Origin of the sequence: Bacillus sp. AFS015802 (assembly GCF_002561455.1) — a bacterium.
GTDB lineage: Bacteria > Bacillota > Bacilli > Bacillales > Bacillaceae_B > Rossellomorea.
The window spans coordinates 112,549-133,768 of the sequence record NZ_NTUP01000007.1 but is presented as its reverse complement, the minus strand read 5'-3'; the positions used below and the strand labels follow the sequence as shown (position 1 = coordinate 133,768).

Here is a 21,220-nt window from a genome sequence, read left to right as displayed (position 1 = left end):
AATAGCAATTGCATTCTTTGGCATTGCTACTCCTTCAGCCGCGGGGACATGTCCATTGGCTCTTTGAGCAGAAGTCGTGGAGCCTGTCCCCGTCCTCGCTTACTTACCTGAGATGACAGATACACGGAAAAATTCCGCTTATTTCGTCATTACTACATGAAAGTTTGAAATAGAAGGAAAAATTCCGCCTATTAACCCCAAAAAATACAATATCACATGATTTTTCTGTGCATTAGCGGAAATTTTCCGCTTAATTACCCCAAATACACCTTTCATTCTGAATGTAAGCGGAATATCTCCGCTTATTTTAATTTTGAGAAACAGCTTATACCTTTGCCCAGTGCGTTTAGTAGATATTAACTTCTTTACAAAACCATAACGTTCCATTAAAAACGGGTCAAAACTACTGTGCTACCTTGAAGATGACAAAAGCACAGGGAGGTTTTCCATGTCTTTAAGTAAATGGATGTTGGCAGCAATCGCAACTGGGGTTTTCTTCATTGGATCATCATTTGCTTCATCTTCCACCGACCCTGGAGAGTATATTTCTGTGCAGCTTCTGGGAGTCAATGATTTTCATGGACAGCTGGAAACGGTTCGAACGAGGAATGGAAAGCAGGTAGGCGGTGCTGCATACTTGGCTGCCTATTTAAAAAAGCACCGGCAGGAAAAAGAAAATACTTTGTTGGTCCATTCCGGCGACATGGTCGGTGCAAGCTCACCTGTGTCATCTCTTATGCAGGATGAACCTGCCGTCGAATGGATGAACGAGGTTGGATTCGACATCGGGACGTTAGGGAATCACGAGTTCGATGAAGGAATGGAGGAGATGTTCAGGCTCCTTGATGGCGGCAAACATGAGAAAACGGGTAACTTTGAAGGGGCGGCTTTTCCATACACAGCTGCCAATGTCATCGATAAAAAGACAGGGAAATCCATTTTACCATCCTATTTGATCAAAGAAGTCGATGGTGTGCCCATCGGGTTTATCGGGGTAGTCACGACCGAAACGAAAGATATCGTCCTGCCAAGCGGGATTGAAGGCATTGAATTCACGGATGAAGTCACTGCCATCAATCAAAGCGTAAAAGAATTGAAGGCAAAAGGAGTTCAGTCCATCATCGTTCTCGGGCATGTTTCCGCTTCTTCTAAGGAAGACGGAACAATTCCTGCTCAAGACCTCGCTGAATTTGCCCCCCTCATCGATGATGAAGTAGATATCATCTTCGGCGGTCACAGTCACGGCTTTGCCAATACGTCCGTTGACGGGAAAATGATTGTTCAAGCGTACTCCTATGGAACAGCCTTTTCAGACGTAGACCTCCTCATCGACCGGGAGACGAAGGAAATCGTCAATAAGCAGGCAGCCATCATCTCCACCTATCACGATGGAATCCTGCCCGACAAAAAAATCAAAGAGATGGTCGATTCTTACTCGGTAGACAAACAGATGATGCTGGAACAGAAGATGGGTCAGGCCGACGCCCCCATCACAAAGGACAAAACCGCCAGTGGGGAGCGGTCGATTGGTAATCTTATCGCAGATTCACACCGGGAGAATATGAACACCGACTTCGCATTCATGAATCCGGGTGGAATCCGGGCGAACCTGGATGAGGGCGCACTTACTTGGGGAGAACTGTACACCATGCTCCCGTTCGGCACCAACCTGGTCAAACTATCATTGACCGGCGCCGAGATAAAAGAAGCACTGGAACAGCAGTGGACAGGGAATTTCAAAACCATCATGCAGACATCGGGGCTGTACTACACCTACGATAAAGACGCACCACCCGGCCAAAAAGTCACAGCCATGACAGATAAAGACGGAAATGCCATTAAGCAGGACCAGACTTATACCGTAGCCCTCACCAATTATCTTGCAACCGGAGGAGACGGGTTCACTGCTTTTAAAAAAGGCAAGGATTCTGTGGAAGGTCCGCCGACATTGGACTCATTCATTACCTATATCATTGAATCAGGCGGAAGCGTAGCACCAACCCGGACAGGTCGAATTAATGTACAGTAAATGAAAAACAGTAGAGTGGGGGCAGATTCCCGCGCTACTGTTTTTATTTTTTAATAAAAAATTCTGGCCCTGGAATCAATTATTTTCGAAGGTGTGGTGGTAGTTGCTTTACTGGAAGATGAACATGTGCCCACGATAATAGGGTGTTGATTAGATGTCCATGAAGTAGCTGGCCTGTGGGGTACATTTGAGTGAAATACTGAAAAGTTGGATCAAAGTTTTTACATATTTACATTGCAACTAAGAATAAGACAGTGATAAATATGAATTGTAAAAGGGTCCTTGGTAGTAGGGAGGCTGAAAGTTTTTCTCCAATCTTTATACTATTCTTTGCAGCACGGATATTAGCCGGGAACATGACAATTAGTAAAAGGGCTAAGCATATCGAGGCGATTCTAGATGTAATCGGTATCAAGAGACCTATAGCACCAATAATCTCCAGAATTCCTGTCACCGATACGATAAATGTAGGATTAGGCAGTGAGGGAGGTACCATCTTAATGAGGTCTGAACGACTTTTTCCCCAGTGAGCCATGGCTGTAAAGGTGAACATAAGAGCAATGGCGAGGCGCAATGATGTCTGCCATTCATTCAAAGGTAGTTCAAAGAAACCAATTACGCTAAACATCATAAATGTAAAGAATAGAACGATAAACGGAGCCATCTGATTATCTCCTTCCGGTTCATTATAATGATTTGGTTACCATAAGATAAAGGACGACCACAGGTAATAAAGTAGCTGTAATGCCAAAGATCGCCCAATAGCGTGAAACGTTTCGATACTCACTGGATATCATACCGTTGGTTATTGATTGGGCACTGTGATCAATTAACCTCCGTTGTATTGGCAACAGGATCGAGAACCAAATGATACCGGTTAATACGAACAGGAATAATGATAAGGTAAACCAGTTAAAGACTGCTAACGAGTGTCCCGATTGGGCAGCCATCAGGATGCCGGAGATCATAATGAGTATCAATCCCGGAAGTGTAAAGATGAAATCAGCCAACATTACGTTTTTCACAGTGTTATGAATAAATTTTGGGTCCTTAGTGAGGTCCGCTCTAACTTTCCAGAGTGCCGCTGTGGCAATATTCCCGAGAAATATGACTGCTCCAAAAATATGCAAAAATAACAAAACGTTCATTGAGTCCACATCCTTTGTTCTATTATTGGGGTTGCAGTAACTCCCCCATAAGTTTAGTGAAATCATCAATATTGAATGCATAAGAATCATTCAATGTGGAACTTCGGACCCGGAAACCATAGGAAATCAGAGTGAATAACTCCGCAGTCTTATCAGCATTAACTGATGATGGAATGACCCCAGAATCCTGACCATTTGTAATCCAATGTTTAGACATTTGAACGGCCTGTTGGTAAAAACTTTGTATAATTTCACGGACAGCAGGCTGGTCGTTATTCGTTAATAAATAAAGAAAGATCTGGTTTGTGACATCCTGTGGATCTTGCAGCGATGGTAATTTTTTTGCGATTTCTTTCAAAGGTCCTTCAAACTCTTTTTTTCCTTTATTTACTTCAGCAAAAAAACGATCACTGATTTCTTCCATTCTCTCCTTTAAAACTAATGCCAACAGCTCATCCTTGCTTTTTACATAGTGATAAATGGCTCCTTTGGAAAGTCCAGAGCGCTCAATAATATTGTTCAACGTTAAGGTATTACAACCTTTCTCTTCTACCAAAGCTTTCGTTGTATCCAATAGTAAATTTTTTGTTTGCCTTCTTTTTGTTTCCCGATCCATTACCCTTCATCCTTTCTTGTTAGATTTTTTATTAATCAAATTATTACATACCGACCGACGGTTTGTAAAGTTTTAAATAAAACTTGAATTCCCCACAGAGTCCTTATTAGTCGCTTTTATTTCATTTATGAGAGGGTGAATGTGTCAAAATATGTTAAAATGATGTTGATTATCATTACATAGGTGAATGGGTGAAGGATTATGATGGATCTTACTTTTAATGAACTTCTCAACCGTGAATTAACGATTAAAGACATTCAAGCTGCATTTGAGGAGAACGTAATCACATCAAGGGAACTCGTTATGTATTATCTGGACAGGATAGCCAAGTACGATCAAAGCGGACCCAAATTGAATGCTGTCCTGGAAATCAATCCTGATGCTATTTTTATTGCAGAGGGATTAGATCACGAACGGAAGATGAAAGGGTCCAGAGGTCCACTTCACGGCATTCCTATATTGCTTAAAGACAATATCGAAACCAAAGATAAAATGCATACGAGCGCAGGAGTCTTAGCTTTAGAAAACCACTTGAGTACAAAGGATGCTTTTTTAGTGGAAAAGCTAAGGGAAGCCGGGGCTGTCATTATGGGGAAAACCAATATGACCGAATTAGCGAATGGAATGTCTACCACGATGTGGGCAGGCTACAGTTCAAGGGGTGGTCAAACCTTGAACCCTTATGAACCGGGTGAATTATTTGTCGGGGGTTCAAGTTCAGGCTCTGCTGTGGCCGTCGCGGCCAACTTAACCACTGTGTCTATCGGGACTGAAACAGACGCCTCCATTCTTAGTCCTGGCACTCAAAACTCGGTAGTAGGAATCAAACCCACCGTAGGTTTAATTAGCCGCAGCGGGATCATTCCATTTACGTATACACAAGATACTCCAGGTCCATTTGCAAGGACGGTTACAGACGCAGCTATTTTATTAGGTGCTTTAACGGGTGTGGATCAGACTGACCCGGCTACCTTCAAAAGTGAGGGTGCAGCCTTTCAAGATTACACTCCTTTTCTAGATCCGAATGGAGTGGATGGGGCAAGAATTGGTGTCTACATGGATGCCCCTGAAGACTATTACAAAGATTCCGGTGAGTACGATGATGAGCTTTTTCAGCATGTCATTGAAATCTTGAGTAAGAAAGGAGCGGAAGTGATCCAGAAAATAGACATTCCCTCTTTCCACAGAGAATGGAGCTGGGGAGTGCCTGTATATGAAATGAAGCATGCACTGGGAAACTATCTTTCCCAATTGCCTTCTCACCTGCCTGTCCATTCCGATAAAGAATTAATAGAATTTAATAAAAAGAACGAAGGCAAAACGTTAAAGTACGGACAGAATATGCTGAAATATAGAGCGGGTCTGCCCCATAACACGTTAGCAAATCCTGAGTACTTACATACCAAACTGGAAGATTTATTTTTTTCTCAAAACCAGGGAATCGATTATGCGTTGAAAAACCATCATCTGGATGCCATCCTGTTCCCTTCTTATATCGGTTCTACAATCTGTGCCAAAGCCGGCTATCCTTCCATCGCCATCCCAGCAGGTTATATGAAAAACGGAAGACCTTTTGGAATTACTTTTGCCGGGAGTGCATTTAGTGAGGGGACTTTGATTAAGCTGGGGTATTCTTTGGAACAAGCTACCAAACTTCGAAGACCACCATGCTTGGACTAAAATAAATTTACGTTACTTTGATAAAAAATTATATTGAAAAGGGGATGTTTCTTTGTTCTTATTAGCATCAGCGCAATCAACAGCAACCTTAAATACAGGTGATATTATTTTTCAGTTAATGTCTTTATTATTTCTTTTGGCCATCCCAGTGGGCATCATTATATTTGTCGTTATCCTTAGGAGAAGAAATAGCAGGCTAAAGCGGGTCGAAGAAAAATTAGATAAGCTTTTAGGAGATAAGGATAATAGTAAAGTATAACATTTCATAGGTTTATCCCATATGGGACAGCATTCATTTAGTAAATGAAACAAGATTAATGGTGAAGAAATGTAATAAAAGTACCTGTGCATTGACGTAAGTGGGACATATCCCTCCTTCCATATTACTTTTTGAAAATTCAATAATTTGATATGATGGATTTTGTAAGCAGAAAGAATAGAGTATACAGAGGGAGTGCTTAACCATATGGAATACATCACACTTAATAATGGGTTGAAAATGCCAATTGTAGGTACAGGTACAAATACGTATGGGAAAGAAAATCATGAGTATAACGCGGCGTTAACAAATGAAATTCCTGAACTTCTATCAGCACTTGAGTTGGGGTACCGTTCAATAGATGCAGCCATCATGTATCGAAACGAAGAACTTGTCGGAAGAGTTTTAGCAGAAAGCACAGTGCCTCGGGAAGAGTTATTTATTACGACAAAAGTTCCAGCCGATGAAGAATATATTTCTTCAAAGGAAGCTACTCGGGCAGCAATCGATAACAGTCTAAAAAACTTTCAAACCGACTATCTTGATCTGCTTCTTATTCACTTTCCTATCGAAGACAAGGTACAACTTCAAAACACTTGGGAAGTCTTTGAAGAATATTACGAAGCGGGCAAACTAAAAGCAATCGGCGTTTCAAACTTTGGAAAAGATCATCTGGAAGAATTGAACGAATTCGCTAAAGTGAAGCCAGCGGTTAATCAAATTCAAATTAACCTAAAAGAACCTAACAAAGATCTCCTTACTATATTAAAAGAAGAGGGCATTGCACCTGTTGCATGGGGACCTATGAAAGCCGAAGCCCATCAAAAAGATGTTTTGGATGAAATTGGGGAATCCTATAAAAAATCTGGCGCACAAGTCTTATTAAAATATCAAATCCAACGTGGTGTGATCGTCATTCCTAAATCTCACAACCGCGAAAATCAGGCATCTAATCTAGATCTTTTCGATTTCGAATTATCTGCAGAAGATATGAAAAAAATTGAAAACTTATAATTCGTTTGTCCTTGATCCTAGTGATATAAATTGTATCACTAGGATTTTGATTTATTGAAAGCAATGAGGTTGGCGTAGTACCGCTTTTTACAGAACTCGCCATTAGTGGGCATGGATATATGACAGAAGCCGTAAGGGAGTATGGATACGTCAGGTTAAAAAGAGTACATAATAAAGAAAATGCGGTATTTAAATAGAATTGAGGAGAAATGAATGTCTCAAGATGGAATTGTATTAGTAGCAAGTGTATCAATCTTTCATCATGATAAAGTCTTAATGATAAAAGAAAATAAACCCAATGCCGTCCATAAGTGGAACTTTCCGAGTGGGCATATAGAGTATGGTGAGTATATTCTTTATTCAGCCAGGAGGGAAGCTAAAGAGGAAACGGGTTTAGATGTAAAACTGATTGGCATGACTGGAGTATATAATTTTACCAGTAATACGAACAATCAAGTCATTTTATTTCATTTTATTGGTGAGGTTACTGGAGGTACATTAACGCTTGAAGAAGATGAAATTACTGACAGCAGGTGGATAAAAACGAATGACCTTTTAGCATTTGAAAAAGAGGATTTAAGAGAACCGCATGTATTAATACAAATAATTAATAACTTATTAGAAGAAAACATATATCCAATTAGCGTAATGAATGAGCAACTTTTTAATGGCTAAAATGAATGACCGGCTGATCTATGGCTTAAAAATTATGCGAGGTATCAACGGGTACAGGGCCCTTGGCTATCTGGAGAAGAGTCGCTGTACCTGTACCCGTTGAGCTTTTCATGCTTACAGAATAAGAGGATTCGACACTGCGGCATGATTATCGGAAATCATGCAGGATTGCCTCTGAAACTCGCACGATTACTAGTGAAGCCGCATAATTATTCCAAATCCCGCATGATAAGTGTGAATCTGGCATGATTCTTCTTCGGACCTCTTTTCAGTAGTATGAGATTGAAGGGCTAAACGGTTAAAATAGAGTATTAAATGAAAAAACATCCTAAAAAACGTCCCGTGGGCTGGCCATGGGATGTTTTTTAGATGGGAGTGAGGAAATTTCTTCACTCTATTCGGGTTCCCCCTGTTCAGTTATGAGGCCAGTTATTTAAACAAGAGCATTGCCCAAATACACAAAATTTGGAATAATTAGTATTGAGGAAGAAAGGATTGAGATTTATTAATCAACTGATCAAAATCAATGACCACAAAATTGAAGTTCTTATTAAAGGGAATAAAGGTCCACTGGTAATTGTCCTTACAGGAATGGGCTGCTCATTTGAAGAGTGGTATGAGGTAATAGAAAATTTAAGTAAATCGTATAGAGTCTTAGCGTTTCATCGGCAGGGACTGGGGCGGAGTGAGATCGGGGCTGGGATTCAAAACACGGCATCAACCATAAGTGATTTAGCTGAAATACTCAATTACTTTCAAATCGACGAGCCGATTTATTTAATGGGACACTCGTATGGAGGCCTTTGTGTTCAACATTTCGCTAAAGTTCACCCTGAAAAGGTGGCCGGAGTGATATTAGTGGACTCGACTTCTGTTGACTTAAAAGAATTAGAAAAGCTCGATCTACCTGTTTTAAATCAAGAGACAGATCAATTGTGGATTGAAAAAAGCTTGGAGTATTCAACCAAAAGTGAGCAAGAACTAATGAAAATACTGAAACCCTCACTTAATGAAAAACAACGTCAATTTCCGAAGACCATTCAGCAAAAACTGATGGACTTTCAGGTGACCCCATTACTATATAAAGCGATGGCATCAGAGATTAAGGAATGGACGAAAGATGCAGAAGTTATTAGGAGTTTAGGAGATTTTCCCGATGTTCCATTGATCGTCATTGGGCGGGACAAAGAATTTACGATTAAATCTGAATTGGACAATGGAATACCTGAATGGGAGTTAAGAGTGTTCGAGGAAAAATGGAAAGAGTTCATTACCAACCAGAGTAAAATGTCTTTAAAGGGTGAATTAATGTTTGCGAGTCATTCAGGGCATTCTGTGTTCTTAGAGCGACCGGATTTGATTATTAAGTGTGTACATAAAATGGTACAGCGGGGGGATAGTGTGCCAGCACAAACCTAAAATGAGAGGTTGGGTTAACTGAACACGCAAACTTAATTTCGGGAGGGGTTTCAGGATTCTTTTTTTATTGTATTTAACGTCAACTATTGTATTGGTGTTTGTAATATTCATTCTAATAGTAGCTTATAGAGTATTAATTAAGAAGAAAAATCCTCATCATTACTACACCCCGTTTGACCATATAACTGGCCAGACTGTAAGCGAGTTTCAGGAAGAAAATATTGAAGATGAACAAGAAGAAGAAAATGATAGTGCTGATGATAAAGATAAAAGTAAATATATAAACCCATAATCTTTTTGCTTCATAATTATAATGGATCTTCTTTTAAGGCTCTTGGGAACGATGGGGGGATTTTTGTGCATCCAATAACAGTAGTTGAAATGACCACGTGTGCTGCGTTTATCATGATCATATTTGCAGTCGCATTTTTATTGCCTGAAAAGATTAGAAAACTCTGTTTAATTTTCGCGTCCTCACTAACTGTTATAGTCCTTTCATTCTTCGTGATTCGACCCTACTTTATTGATTATCAAGTATCAAAGAAGACAGAACAACTAAACCATATTCTTGAGAAGAGATACCCCAATCAAGAGTGGGAAATTGGTCATCTAACAGGGAGGCAATACAATCCTTATCATTTAAATGTTGAGTTTGAAAACGAAAAAGGCTGGACTTATACATACTCAGTGGTAGATGAAAAGAATATTTGTCAGAATGCTTGGACACCACCAGAGGGGAGTTTGCCAAAGGAAGGGAAGCATGTTGAAAGTAACCAATGTAAATAAGTGGAAAATACTTGGATTATATTCTTGCTGATTTTACTCCTTGTTATTGGATTTTGTTCCTTAATGCTGATTGGATTATCAATATGGGTAGCGGCCAATAATAAAGGTTTAAAAGAAATCAATTGATTATCCATTTACGTTATATTTATGATTTTACTTCTCTTAGTTTCGGTATTCGGTAGCTACCGTAGACTGCCCAACAAATTATAAACCATCATAATGGAGTATTACGTTGGTTTGCAGATGTATACCCATGTAAGGATATTACGTTTGATAGTTGATTGTGCAACTATACATATTGTTGAAATACATTTTTCCTGAAAGAAAGGACGGTGGCTTCCGTGAATAAATTAAACGCAAGTGACAAAGTGGGGATCTTCACTCCATCATCACCAGCAACAGTTACAGCAAGAAAACGATATGAACGGGCAAAATCATTCCTCGAGAGCAAAGGTTTATGTATAGTCGAAGGAAATTTGACAGGAAAGGCTGAAGGATATCGCTCAGGTACCCCTAAAGAGCGTGCAAATGAATTAAATGAGTTATTGCGAGATCCAGAAATAAAAATGGTGATGTCCACGATAGGTGGCACCAATTCTAATAGTCTTTTACCCTATATAGATTACGAAGCGTTGATAAATAATCCGAAGATCGTAGTAGGTTACTCAGATGCAACGGCTATACTTCTTGCACTTTATCATAAAACGAATATCACTACATATTATGGGCCTGCACTCATTCCTTCTTTTGGTGAATTCGAGCCTTTGGTTAACGATACGTACCAATACTTTGTTAACTACTTTATGACAGAAAGCAGTCTTCCTTATGAAGTTCCCATGCCTACCTATTGGTCTGATGAACCTGTTAATTGGTTAGACAAAACAAAAGAAAAAACGCTATATCGAAATGAATGGATAACAAGAAACACCGGAGTCGCGGAAGGTCGATTAATAGGTGGAAATGTAAATGCGATGTATGGTTTTATTGGTACGGAGTATTTCCCTACTATAAAAAATGGGGACGTCTTATTGATAGAGGATTGCGCTAAAAATGCGTCGATAGTAGAAAAGAACTTTGCGATGTTAAAAATGCACGGAATCTTTGAAAAGGTGTCAGGAATCATTTTGGGGAAACATGAGGGATATGACGATCTAGGAACTGGTAGGAAGCCAATCGATATTCTGATGGAACAATTAGATGATAAAGAGATCCCTGTTTTAGGTGAGTTTGACACGTGTCATACTCATCCCATGCATCCTATGGCTATAGGAAAGAAGGTTAAATTAGATACACAGGCAAAGTCAGTCCATTGCGTTGAAGAGTGGATCTAAATAAAACCTCTACATTCATCTCGTGAGGCATCTTCCATCTTTCATTAAAGGGGGGTAATACCTGAAGACCAACGTAACGCCCATCTTCAAAAAAACAGGTTGTCTGAATAACCTTGAATTTAATGGTTTGATAGTCTTCAAACGGGAACAACGAAAGTAAAAGGGGGAAATAATGTGAAATACGGAGTCTCTGTCACAGACACTTCAAAAGTAAAAAAAATCGAAAAAAGTGGATTGCAGCTGTTAGAAAAGCTAGTTCAATTTTCAAAAGCCTTAAATGAGGTTGCTTCTTTCCAGTCACCCAGAGGAATTATTTTTCACGATCTAGCATCTGCAACTCAACTGTATTCAACCCTTCCTTTACCAGCCTATACTTCCAGGGATTTGATTCATATTACACCATTGGTTGAAACGTGGAAAGATATCTATATTTCGACAACAAATGGAGTAGAAGTTGCTAAAACGTATTATACAACACTTGATATGGAAGATGTGGCGGTCATAGCCGCTCACGAGTTAACGCATCACGTCGATTTTTTTCATTCAGATTTCGAAGAGCTTGATGAAGAAAATATGTGGTTTGAAGAGGGCCTATGTTTCTATATACCTCGTAAATTTATTTTATCTGAAGAAAAGTTCAATTCGATTATGAATGTAGAGTCTTGCCTAATAAACAAATTCAAAGAAAAATATGGCGAATATACGCTTAACTTGTTTGGTGAATCTGCAGGTCATAGCGAAGAATTAGAATATTCATCAGCATTTTATGATTATTGGAGAAGTACAGCTGTAGTTGATTTACTCATCAGAAATTATTGTAATGGTAGTGTTCAAACACTTATCGATATCTATAAAGAATGGGCTGGCAGTAGTAAAGAAAGTAACCTGCAAACGTACTTTGTAGATAAACTGCATATATCTAATGAAGATGCGAAAAACTTGTGGCTCGCTTATTAAGCGGTGGCATGATAGAAGGGTGTAGAAAACAAAATATTGGCTATAAGGTGATAGTGTGGGGTTTGTAGCTTTAATTAATTATGTTATAGGAGCCATTCTTGCTGATGGGTCATATAGAAATTGTGGGTTTTCGATTCCAGTAGCATTTTGCTTTGATAAGGATGGAAATGAAGTCTTGGTATCAAAAAACGATTTAAGGACAAGAATCTTAGATTTAGAAATAAAAAAAGTTGGAGTAATGTAAAATACTCTTGTTCCACCATAGGGTTAGTTTGCTGAACGAACATCCTCTTGTATTTGTTCAGGTAACGGGCAGCAGTTAAAGAATAATAAGTTTTGGGAGAGTGAAGAAGTGTTAATAACAATGAAAACGGACCGCTTAATTCTTCGTCCATTTACAATAGATGATTCAACCAGTGTCCAAGAATTGGCTGGCAACAAAGATGTTTCTAAAACAACATTAGGTATACCACATCCATATCCAATAGAAGCTGCTGAACAGTGGATTAAAAATCATCCTAAAATGATGGAAAATGGTATTTTTCCTTTTGCGATAGTTTTAGAATCTAATGATATTTTAATTGGAACTATAACGATTCGCGTAAACGATACTCATAAAAAGGCTGAATTAGCATACTGGGTAGGTAAGGAATATTGGGGAAATGGTTATGCAACTGAAGCTGCTAAGGAAATACTACGATATGGTTTCGAAAATTTAAAACTTAACCGAATTTGGGCAAAGGCAATGTCGAAGAACCCAGCCTCAAGTAAAGTAATGATGAATGTTGGAATGAAAAAAGAGGGGGTTTTAAAACAAGATTTTATAAAATTAGGTGTATTCGAGGATTCTGATATATATGGTTTAACTAAGTCAGATTATAATTAATATCTTGTTCAATTATAGGGGTGCAATAACTGAAGATCAGTCAACCAATCTTCGGTTAGTATCTTCTTCTTTTTTAAGCAGGTTAACGGAATAAAAACAGGGCAACTTTAGGTGGGAAGTTGCCCTGTTTTTCCGATAAATAAGTGGAGCCTAAAACTTCACTTTGTCCTTACTTACGTTTTTGATAATCAGCCTTTTTAATAGCTGAATTTCTTCCTCAGATGCAAAGTACCTTTTAGGAAGTACAATAGCTTTGCCTCATGATACATATAGCCGGAACATATCTGTGTTTTCATATACTGTGCGAATTTGTTCCCATTCTAGATAGTTATTTGACTTGCCTAGTTTCTGCTGAATCTCCTGAGAATTAATTATATAAGTTATCTCACTCTTATAATAAGAGAATCCTTTTCAGGGCAAAAGTCTTTTTCCATTGTAAGTTCTCCTTTCAATAACATTCACTTTCCAATATATAACCGGGTAGTTGTTCTCCATCTTTCACAGAAATCATTATTTTGCTTTTTATGTTAAATAAATCGACTCATTAAAATTTAAATTTACCCAGTTTTTCATACTTCAAAATTACCCAGTATGCTTCTTCCTCACTAATTTGAGCTATTTTAGCATCCTCTTTGGAAACTTCAAAAGTGATATCACGGGATACAAATCCACCACTGTCAGTCGTGAATAAATAGACCCCATCTTTTTCATGAATGACTATTCCATAATCGGAAAAGATCTCTCTCATAAAATATCTCCTTATTTAATGAATTCAAGTGTAGTACTAGTCATGTAATAAGCTGTCACTAACATAATATCATTAAAAGAATATGAGCATGACTCCCCACCCCTTCCAGCAAGAGCCTATATTTAATGAATTGCTTCTAATTGAATAACTACTCACAAATAATTTTGGTTAATTATGTTAAAATAGACATAAGATTTTGATGAGTCTACTCCAGAATATAGAGGTGAGTGTAATTGAAAAGAAAGATCCAGCCAACACCCGACACCCTGAAAGAGTGGATAAAGGCATACGTACCGGATAAAGATTTGTTTTTCCTTCCTGAGAATAAACTTGCCGGCTTTGAAGAATATGTAAGTGATGTTTTGATCATTCCCCACGATGAGTTCCTGAACCATTCTTCTTATAAACAGGTACAACTCGCGAATAGTTATGAGTATTGGAATCTATCAAAGGACGTTTCCTATGTACTCGTGACACCTCCAGGCTGGGTTAATCATCTTCCTGCAGAAAAGAGAATCGACCTTTTTCATGTTCAGATAGAAGTGGGGCGGGGGTTGATTCATCCGGTTTCTGACTTCTCTGTGGAACCATCAGCCCTTAGTCAAGATAGGATAGAAGTTGAGGGAGAGGACTATCTATTCCTTCATAAAGGGATGTGGGAAGAGCTTTCTGATAGTTATAAAGAAGAACTTATGACAGATATTGCCCAACAATGGGAGGAATGGACTTCCTACGATTATCCGCTCCAAACACCTCCACATTTAATAAAGTTTGCAAACACCTTTCCATCCACTGCAGGTAGTAATTGTTTATCGGCAACACTCTTCGCCATCACCGGGCAAGAATGGATCATACATGAATGGGTACATCCTAAAACGTTTCTTCAAAGATTAGAATATGAAAATTATCTCGTGATTACTTCTAAAGATATGAGGGCGGGAGATGTGCTTACTTGGGAAAATTCAGACGGCCTCATTCAACATGCATCTTACTGCATAGACGGTGATTTCTTCTTTAATAAACGTGGACAGACCTTCTTTAATGCTTGGAGTATTGTCCATTTTGATGATCTGGAAGAAGATTGGGGTCGTTTTAGTATGAAGATCTTTCGGAGGGCCGTTTAAAGTTGTTTGAGGGTCATTCAGGATATTCTGTGTTCCTCGACCGACCAGATGTAGTTATTGATTGTGTACATAAGATGGTACAGCGGGTAGATGGTATGCCGTCATCACGCAAATAACTTCCTATTGTACTCTTAACGAAATAGGAGAACGTTTAAGAAAGACGAGGTGAGTTGGTGGTTAGAAAATTATCTGTTTTTATTTTAATTGTTATTATGGCTGGTTGCTCCAATTCCCAATCAAATGAAAAACCACCTATTGCTTCGTTAGAGGTTGATGATGATCGTTATGAAACTACCTTGGGTAGCTACTGTTGGGGAAGAACCTGTGCTGATGCTGAGAGGAGTCCACGTGAGCTGCTGAAAGGAAAGAAACCTGTCAAGATAAAATCAGGTGAGACAGTTTCTTTGGATATAGATTACAAAACTAAACCTAATGATTTCAACCTCAACCAGCACATGGATGAAAAGCAGACGGCAGTAAAACTACAGAATGATCATTTTATTACACCCGAAAAACCTGGGATTTATTACTATACGTACTCAGTATGGTGGTTGGATGATAAAAAAGAGAACGTATCGAATGGATCTGCCATTTATGCTTTTGCTCTAGAAGTATATTAGGCATTCTCTGATTCAGCAATTGCCCATCTGCGATAAATAGTTTGAGAAGGAGTTAAGATTATGGGATACATAGAAGAATTGAGGGAAATAGTTGGTCATAGACCTTTAATATTTGTAGGCTCCGTTACTGTTATTGTGGATGAAATGGGAAGATTATTACTTCAACAACGAAAGTTTCCGAAGGGTGCTTGGGGCCTTGCGGGCGGACTGATGGAACTTGGAGAATCTACAGAAGAAGTTGCGAGAAGAGAAGTATATGAGGAAACTGGGTTGAAATTAGATGAATTACATTTAATCAATGTTTATTCAGGCCCGGAAAACTTTATAAAGGCTGAAAATGGTGATGAGTTTTACGTCGTAACGGTTGCCTACTTTTCGGAGGGGGATGAAGGGGAATTAAACATAGACAAAGCTGAGTCTATTAAAGTTGAGTTCTTTTATCCTGATGAGTTGCCAAGCAATATGGTTAAAAGCCATAAAGTTATATTGGATGAATTCTTATCTAAACATTACAGAGATGATAAGAAAAAAGTAGATAATGGTTACTTCACCAACGGGGGGCAATAGTTGAAGATCAGATAATTATTCGGCCATTGCCCTTCTCCATAACACAAAAAGGATTTTTAAAAAGATTGAGGAATATGTAAAACTTAGATGCAGCAATATTTTGGGGGTATATGAATGAAGCTAAGACCAGTCAAAAAAGAAGAACATCGTTTTACTGAAGAGTTCGTTCGTGAGATATTCAAACATACCGCTTATTCAGATGGATTACTAGAAAAAGCTTTGGTAAGAGAGATCCGGGAAAAACATTATTATATTCCCCAGCTGGATTTAGTGGTTGAGGACGACGGAATGATCATAGGTCACTTTATGCTTTCAAAACTTCCGATTAGTCATAAGCATGAAAATGAAGTGTTGATGTTATCCCCGGTATCTGTGGCCATCCATCAGCAGCGCCAGGGTGTTGGCAAGTATATGTTGCCGAAAGGGATCAAATTAGCTGCTGGCATGGGGTTTAAAGGAGTCATTGTGGAAGGAGACCATCGATACTATCAACGCTTTGGATTCAGAACATCAACCGAATTCGGAATCCATGCGTCCAAGAAAAACCTTCCACCTTCTCCTGAGAACTTAATGGCTCTGGAATTGTGTGAAGATGGGCTGGAACATATCTCAGGTGAGGTGGATTATTCGATTTATCAAGCGTTAACACGCTAACCATCATTTAAGAGCCAGGGGTCAGGTTCGTTGGAACAACAAAGGGACCTGTCCTCACGTTTTTTTCTTTTTAAAAACTAAGGAGGTGAAGAATAGTGAGGAGAGTTATAGAAAAACTTGAAGAAGTAGATGTCGGGGAAGTGGGGATGATCGTTTATTCCACTAAACAACTGAAACAAGTTATCTTTTTAAATAGTGAACTTACCATCCCCCTTGCATCAGCTGCCAAAGTCGCAATTGCATTTTGTATAGCAAAATGGGTAGAGGGAGGCTTGGTTAAATGGGATGCTATTGTTGAAGACGTAGCATTTAATCCTGAAGAAGATAGCAAAGAACTTTATCCCCATCTACAAAGCAGGGCTTCTCTTCCTTTGAGGGAGGCGGTTGAAGTCATGATTGCGTGTCACGATAGCCATATGGCCGGATGCATCGTTCATTTTTGTGGAGGCTGGAAAAAGTTGAATCAGTCGATTCAGTCTTTTTATCCTTCCGTACATGTGACTGAAAACCCAAGGGATGTTGAAAATAAGGCGCAGTTAAACGACATGCTTGATTTGATGATACATATTTATCAAGGATACAAAACCCAACCTCTGTTATGGGCCCCCATTGCGAATGGGTTAGTTAGACAAAAGGGAGATATAAAACAGATACCATCACACCATTTGAACCATATGACGGGTGGACTTGAGAATGTTGCTGTTGATATGGGCGTAATGGGTGACTTTAGTGAAGCCCCTTATATCTTTGCATTAGGCGCGATTCACCTGCCTAATAGATTAACCAGCCAGGTGGCTGACAGTAAGATTATTGAAGCGATGGAGTTGCTTTATGGTGAATATGTAAAGTAGTAAGCAGCTTTGTTCATTAGTGGACAACCCTTATCATTTAAGGGTTGAGTTTGATAACGAAAAAGAGTGGACTTATACTTACTCAGTGGTAGATGAAAAGAATATTTGCTAAAGCGCTGGGACACCCCCAGAGGGAAGTGTCCCAAACGAAGGGAAACATTATGAACGTAAGTATTGTAAATAAGTCACTCTTCCCTCATAGGAGTGGATGTAAAGCTGTCCTTTTCTTCAAAAAAAGAAGCAGTTTAACTGTACTTATGGAATTGAGATAAAAGCTGGGATTTGAATTAGAGGGAACGTTAAGAAATGATGATTTATCCGCAGAGGGCAGTAAGCTGACTGACACTTGAAGTAAGGATTCTAACACGTTCTTATCATATACTTAATGAAGGAGATAGATTAGGCCGATCTTCAATCAGTTGCAACCAAGTTAATGATTATTCATACAGAAAGAATGAGAACATCAAGAACGGATAAATCTATGAGTCCTCATTTCAGTTGACAAAATCTCAACCATGCATTATATTTAGTTTGTCAAACTAAATTAAAGGTGGGAGTTGCTACTATGGAAGACATTCTTCGTGAATTCATCGTCACACTCGACACCTCATTCAAGAAGTTAGTACAAGAAACAATTGAAACTGCAGGTGTTTCAAATCTAAGTGTGAATCAGATTCAGTATATACAAGCCATCGGGAAACTTGGATATCCGACGATCAGTGAGATTGCGGATTCACTCAATATTACGAAGGCTTCAGCCACGGCAGGGATTAATAAGCTAGTTTCTCTCGGTTATGCGAAGAAAACTCAATCGAACGAAGATAAGAGAATTTATCATGTGGCATTGACGGAATCAAGCCAGACCTTCATGCGTCTGAATCAGCAAGCCTTGGAGGATTATGTCTCATTTATTGAGCATCTCCTTACAGTGGATGAAGCGGAGCAGTTCAAGCGAACGATGGAAAAATTGATTAAAGGGTTCTATGAAAAGAACGCTCAATGACCTGTTGGAGCAGAGGATAGGACTCTGTTCCCAAGGAAAGTAAGTTAGTCTAACTAATATATAGTATAAAATTGTAAGTTAAACTAACTAATTAAATTAAACTTAAATAAATCACTATTTGGAGTGTGTATAGATGAAAATTTCAATCTTAACAACAGGTACAAGAGGAGATACCCAACCGTACATTGCCCTTGGAAAGGAATTAAAGAATCTTGGTTATGAAGTTAAACTTGCTGCGTTTGAGAATTATGGGAAGTTAGTAGAACATCATGGATTGCACTTCCACCCCATCAAGGGTGACATTGCTAAGATTTCAAGGGAGATGTCCAAGAGTTCAATTGAGTCCGACAATCCCAATAAATTCTTTATGAGCTTCCAGAAAATGAAACCTTATATAAAGGATAAACAATTGGGCATGCAACGGGATCTGTTCGAGGCTTGCGAAGGAGCGGATGCCATCATCTATCATCCAGGAGCAGCCATCGGGGAATTTGCAGGTGAGCATTTTGGTGTACCGGCGATCCTTGCCTCCCCTTTTCCTATGGCACCTACCAAGGAGTACCCTGCCTTGATCTTTTATCAGCTGAGATGGGGGAAGACGGCCAATCTGCTGACCCACAAGTTGTTTGAAAAGGGATTTTGGCTTACCGTCAAGCCTCCTATCGCTGCATTCTGGAAGGAACGATTTGGGAAGCTCCCTCTTAATTTCATCAACCCATTCGGTAAGGCGGAGACAAACAATCATACATCTGTGATGTCGATTAGTCCGCATGTCTTTCCGCAGCAGGAAGGACAGATGAAGTCCTTTGGGTACTGGTTTTTGGATGAGGATCTAGGTGAATGGAGCCCACCGGAGGATCTGGTTGAATTCCTGGAGAAAGGAAATGAACCTGTTTATGTTGGATTCGGGAGCATCTACGATGAATCCCAAGAAGATACAACCAAATTAGTCGTAGAAGCTCTGAGAAAATCCGGAAAGAGGGGGGTTATTGGTATGGGGTGGAATCACGTCGATGACAAGAATGGATATGAAGATATGTTCTTTATAGAAAGTATTCCTCATACATGGCTCTTCCCGAAAGTTTCCGTGGTCATTCATCATGGAGGAGCGGGTACAACTGCAGCTGCTTTCCGTGCAGGTGTTCCAAGTGTCGTCATCCCCCATGGAAATGACCAGTTCGCTTGGGGTAAACGGACAGAAGAATTAGGAGTGGGATCCGCCCCTATTCCGAGAAAGAAGCTGACGGTGGATCATCTATCCCAAGCGATCGTTTCTATCCAATCATCCAAGGTCAAAGAGGCAGCCTTTGAGTTAGGCAGGCAGTTGCAACAAGAAAATGGTGCCAGAGATACGGCCCATTATATACATCATTTTCTGAAAGGGTAGGGATAGACATGTCAGAACGAAATAACAAGGACCTTCTTTTTGGTCCAATGTTTACGGTCATGCTGCTTGGGGCTTTTATGGGGATTTTAAATGAAACGTTATTGTCTACGGCGTTACCATCGATTATGAATGACTTTGGGTTGAAGGAAAATAAAGTCCAGTGGCTGACAACGGCTTTCTTACTGACCAACGGCGTGATGATACCCGTTTCGGCTTATTTGATTGAGCGGTTCTCCACCAGGATGTTATTCCTTTCTGCCATCGGATTATTTGGTCTTGGCACACTGTTGGCTGCACTCTCCCAGAGCTTTTCAATGCTATTGCTTGGAAGAGTGGTCCAGGCAGCGGGTTCAGGAATTATGCTTCCTCTCATCATGACAATCATCTTGACGGTAATTCCCAGAGGTAAAAGAGGAAGGATGATGGGCTGGGCTGGAATCGTCATTTCTTTTGGCCCGGCGATTGGTCCAACGTTGTCGGGGTTATTACTGGAATATTTCTCTTGGAGAGCATTGTTCTTTATCGTTGTGCCCATTGTGGCAGTGGTCATGGTATTAGCATTCGTTTATGTAAGAAATGTGACAAAACTGACCCGGCCAAGAATTGACATTCTGTCGATCTTCCTCTCCTCTTTAGGATTTGGGGGCTTGCTCTACGGGTTTAGCCTAGCCGGGGAAAAAGGTTGGTCCAGCCAAAGTGTCTTTCTCTTCATCATGTTTGGGTTCGTGATACTTGGAGTGTTCATCTGGAGGCAGCTCAGATTAAAACAGCCATTACTTCAATTTAGAGTATTTCGTTATAAAAGGTTTACATTATCTCTTGTGATTACCATGGTCGTGATCGTGTCCATGATCGGCGCAGAAACATTGCTTCCCCTGTATATGCAGAATGTAAGAGGGTTCAGTCCACTTCAGTCTGGATTGATGCTATTGCCGGGGGCGATTGTAATGGGAATCATGTCCCCTGTAACCGGAATCCTCTTCGATCGATGGGGGGCAAAGAAACTGGCGGTTCCTGGACTCCTGATTGTTGTCGTGACCTCTTTCCTCATGACGAATTTGTCCATGGAAACGTCGATTGTCTATCTTTCTTCGGTTTATTGCCTTCGGATGTTCGGCTTATCTTTAGCGATGATGCCAGTCATGACGAATGGCCTGAATCAGATTCCTGTTCAATGGAGTGCCCATGGATCGGCACTGGCGAATACGTTCCAGCAGGTATCAGGTTCGATTGGAACCGCTATATTGATTACGATTATGACCATGTCTTCACAGAGTTACACAGATGTACAGGGAAAGGGTACCAATGCGCTTGGGGAGTTGGCCATGATTCACGGATATAACCAAGCATTTCTCTTTGCTTCATTCCTTGCCATTGGTGCATTGATTCTATCCCTCTTCTTAAATAAAGAAACAGCAGAGCAAACGGAAAAGGATTTAAGCAAAGCATATTAAAAGTAGGAGGAA

At 39.7% G+C, this 21,220-nt stretch carries 23 protein-coding genes; 19 read left to right on the top strand and 4 right to left on the bottom strand.

The features are described 5' to 3' along the window. The first annotated feature begins 448 nt into the window (after positions 1-448). The gene (locus CN378_RS04970; protein WP_098350818.1) at positions 449-2,029 is read left to right on the top strand and encodes a bifunctional metallophosphatase/5'-nucleotidase; all 1,581 of its coding nucleotides are present in this window, start codon (positions 449-451) and stop codon (positions 2,027-2,029) included. 229 nt (positions 2,030-2,258) lie between these two features. Here the strand turns inward: CN378_RS04970 and CN378_RS04965 are convergent, their stop codons facing one another. The 3 genes from CN378_RS04965 to CN378_RS04955 are packed head-to-tail and all read right to left on the bottom strand — an operon-like array spanning position 2,259 to position 3,793. Continuing rightward, positions 2,259-2,693, bottom strand: coding sequence for a DoxX family protein (locus CN378_RS04965; RefSeq protein ID WP_098350817.1), 435 nt, complete (start codon positions 2,691-2,693; stop codon positions 2,259-2,261). Positions 2,694-2,715: 22 nt separating this feature from the next. After that, the gene (locus CN378_RS04960) at positions 2,716-3,177 is read right to left on the bottom strand and encodes a DUF2269 family protein (protein ID WP_098350816.1); all 462 of its coding nucleotides are present in this window, start codon (positions 3,175-3,177) and stop codon (positions 2,716-2,718) included. A 22-nt stretch (positions 3,178-3,199) separates the two neighbouring features. After that, positions 3,200-3,793, bottom strand: a complete 594-nt coding sequence (locus CN378_RS04955; protein ID WP_098350815.1) for a TetR/AcrR family transcriptional regulator — start codon at positions 3,791-3,793, stop codon at positions 3,200-3,202. A gap of 204 nt (positions 3,794-3,997) precedes the next feature. Between CN378_RS04955 and CN378_RS04950 the strand changes: the two genes are divergently transcribed. The 10 genes from CN378_RS04950 to CN378_RS04895 all read left to right on the top strand — a co-directional run bounded on the left by CN378_RS04950 (position 3,998) and on the right by CN378_RS04895 (position 12,800). After that, entirely contained in the window at positions 3,998-5,473 is a 1,476-nt protein-coding gene (locus tag CN378_RS04950) for an amidase family protein (RefSeq protein WP_098350814.1), read from the top strand. A 52-nt stretch (positions 5,474-5,525) separates the two neighbouring features. Then, the gene (locus tag CN378_RS04945; protein WP_098350813.1) at positions 5,526-5,732 is read left to right on the top strand and encodes a hypothetical protein; all 207 of its coding nucleotides are present in this window, start codon (positions 5,526-5,528) and stop codon (positions 5,730-5,732) included. A gap of 207 nt (positions 5,733-5,939) precedes the next feature. Beyond that, entirely contained in the window at positions 5,940-6,746 is an 807-nt protein-coding gene (locus tag CN378_RS04940) for an aldo/keto reductase (protein WP_098350812.1), read from the top strand. Between the two features lie 213 nt (positions 6,747-6,959). Continuing rightward, entirely contained in the window at positions 6,960-7,421 is a 462-nt protein-coding gene (locus tag CN378_RS04935; RefSeq protein ID WP_098350811.1) for an NUDIX hydrolase, read from the top strand. 495 nt (positions 7,422-7,916) lie between these two features. Further along, positions 7,917-8,840, top strand: a complete 924-nt coding sequence (locus tag CN378_RS04930; protein WP_257141012.1) for an alpha/beta hydrolase — start codon at positions 7,917-7,919, stop codon at positions 8,838-8,840. 67 nt (positions 8,841-8,907) lie between these two features. After that, the gene (locus CN378_RS04925; RefSeq protein ID WP_257141011.1) at positions 8,908-9,132 is read left to right on the top strand and encodes a DUF3951 domain-containing protein; all 225 of its coding nucleotides are present in this window, start codon (positions 8,908-8,910) and stop codon (positions 9,130-9,132) included. Positions 9,133-9,197: 65 nt separating this feature from the next. Further along, positions 9,198-9,626: a hypothetical protein gene (locus CN378_RS04920; protein ID WP_098350809.1), complete on the top strand. Its 429-nt coding sequence runs from the start codon at positions 9,198-9,200 to the stop codon at positions 9,624-9,626. A gap of 341 nt (positions 9,627-9,967) precedes the next feature. Continuing rightward, the gene (locus CN378_RS04910; RefSeq protein ID WP_098350808.1) at positions 9,968-10,957 is read left to right on the top strand and encodes a S66 family peptidase; all 990 of its coding nucleotides are present in this window, start codon (positions 9,968-9,970) and stop codon (positions 10,955-10,957) included. A gap of 174 nt (positions 10,958-11,131) precedes the next feature. Further along, positions 11,132-11,914, top strand: coding sequence for a hypothetical protein (locus tag CN378_RS04905; RefSeq protein WP_098350807.1), 783 nt, complete (start codon positions 11,132-11,134; stop codon positions 11,912-11,914). Positions 11,915-12,266: 352 nt separating this feature from the next. Then, positions 12,267-12,800: a GNAT family N-acetyltransferase gene (locus CN378_RS04895; protein ID WP_257141010.1), complete on the top strand. Its 534-nt coding sequence runs from the start codon at positions 12,267-12,269 to the stop codon at positions 12,798-12,800. 544 nt (positions 12,801-13,344) lie between these two features. Here the strand turns inward: CN378_RS04895 and CN378_RS04890 are convergent. Next, positions 13,345-13,548, bottom strand: a complete 204-nt coding sequence (locus CN378_RS04890; protein ID WP_098350805.1) for a hypothetical protein — start codon at positions 13,546-13,548, stop codon at positions 13,345-13,347. A 233-nt stretch (positions 13,549-13,781) separates the two neighbouring features. On the opposite strand from CN378_RS04890, the gene CN378_RS04885 reads away from it, so the two are divergent. The 8 genes from CN378_RS04885 (at position 13,782) to CN378_RS04850 (ending at position 21,208) form a co-directional block, all read left to right on the top strand. Beyond that, positions 13,782-14,672, top strand: coding sequence for a hypothetical protein (locus tag CN378_RS04885; RefSeq protein WP_098350804.1), 891 nt, complete (start codon positions 13,782-13,784; stop codon positions 14,670-14,672). Positions 14,673-14,845: 173 nt separating this feature from the next. Continuing rightward, positions 14,846-15,292 (top strand): hypothetical protein, encoded by a 447-nt coding sequence (locus CN378_RS04880; RefSeq protein WP_142323573.1) that lies wholly within the window; start codon positions 14,846-14,848, stop codon positions 15,290-15,292. Positions 15,293-15,352: 60 nt separating this feature from the next. Beyond that, positions 15,353-15,859, top strand: coding sequence for an NUDIX hydrolase (locus CN378_RS04875; RefSeq protein ID WP_098350802.1), 507 nt, complete (start codon positions 15,353-15,355; stop codon positions 15,857-15,859). A gap of 114 nt (positions 15,860-15,973) precedes the next feature. After that, a complete protein-coding gene (locus tag CN378_RS04870; protein ID WP_098350801.1) occupies positions 15,974-16,513 on the top strand; it encodes a GNAT family N-acetyltransferase in 540 nt (179 codons plus the stop codon). Positions 16,514-16,608: 95 nt separating this feature from the next. After that, complete coding sequence (locus CN378_RS04865) at positions 16,609-17,364, top strand: serine hydrolase (RefSeq protein WP_098350800.1); 756 nt, start codon at positions 16,609-16,611, stop codon at positions 17,362-17,364. A 565-nt stretch (positions 17,365-17,929) separates the two neighbouring features. Next, the gene (locus tag CN378_RS04860; RefSeq protein WP_098350799.1) at positions 17,930-18,367 is read left to right on the top strand and encodes a MarR family winged helix-turn-helix transcriptional regulator; all 438 of its coding nucleotides are present in this window, start codon (positions 17,930-17,932) and stop codon (positions 18,365-18,367) included. 133 nt (positions 18,368-18,500) lie between these two features. Continuing rightward, entirely contained in the window at positions 18,501-19,754 is a 1,254-nt protein-coding gene (locus CN378_RS04855) for a glycosyltransferase (RefSeq protein ID WP_098350798.1), read from the top strand. Positions 19,755-19,762: 8 nt separating this feature from the next. After that, complete coding sequence (locus CN378_RS04850) at positions 19,763-21,208, top strand: MDR family MFS transporter (RefSeq protein ID WP_098350797.1); 1,446 nt, start codon at positions 19,763-19,765, stop codon at positions 21,206-21,208. Positions 21,209-21,220: the final 12 nt, after the last annotated feature.

What these genes read in the sequence shown, in the direction of transcription:
- CN378_RS04970 (WP_098350818.1), top strand. Translation starts at nt 449, where the DNA reads ATGTCTTTAAGTAAATGGATGTTGGCAGCAATCGCAACTGGGGTTTTC.
- CN378_RS04965 (WP_098350817.1), bottom strand. Translation starts at nt 2,693, where the DNA reads ATGGCTCCGTTTATCGTTCTATTCTTTACATTTATGATGTTTAGCGTA.
- CN378_RS04960 (WP_098350816.1), bottom strand. Translation starts at nt 3,177, where the DNA reads ATGAACGTTTTGTTATTTTTGCATATTTTTGGAGCAGTCATATTTCTC.
- CN378_RS04955 (WP_098350815.1), bottom strand. Translation starts at nt 3,793, where the DNA reads ATGGATCGGGAAACAAAAAGAAGGCAAACAAAAAATTTACTATTGGAT.
- CN378_RS04950 (WP_098350814.1), top strand. Translation starts at nt 3,998, where the DNA reads ATGGATCTTACTTTTAATGAACTTCTCAACCGTGAATTAACGATTAAA.
- CN378_RS04940 (WP_098350812.1), top strand. Translation starts at nt 5,940, where the DNA reads ATGGAATACATCACACTTAATAATGGGTTGAAAATGCCAATTGTAGGT.
- CN378_RS04935 (WP_098350811.1), top strand. Translation starts at nt 6,960, where the DNA reads ATGTCTCAAGATGGAATTGTATTAGTAGCAAGTGTATCAATCTTTCAT.
- CN378_RS04890 (WP_098350805.1), bottom strand. Translation starts at nt 13,548, where the DNA reads ATGAGAGAGATCTTTTCCGATTATGGAATAGTCATTCATGAAAAAGAT.
- CN378_RS04875 (WP_098350802.1), top strand. Translation starts at nt 15,353, where the DNA reads ATGGGATACATAGAAGAATTGAGGGAAATAGTTGGTCATAGACCTTTA.
- CN378_RS04870 (WP_098350801.1), top strand. Translation starts at nt 15,974, where the DNA reads ATGAAGCTAAGACCAGTCAAAAAAGAAGAACATCGTTTTACTGAAGAG.
- CN378_RS04860 (WP_098350799.1), top strand. Translation starts at nt 17,930, where the DNA reads ATGGAAGACATTCTTCGTGAATTCATCGTCACACTCGACACCTCATTC.
- CN378_RS04855 (WP_098350798.1), top strand. Translation starts at nt 18,501, where the DNA reads ATGAAAATTTCAATCTTAACAACAGGTACAAGAGGAGATACCCAACCG.
- CN378_RS04850 (WP_098350797.1), top strand. Translation starts at nt 19,763, where the DNA reads ATGTCAGAACGAAATAACAAGGACCTTCTTTTTGGTCCAATGTTTACG.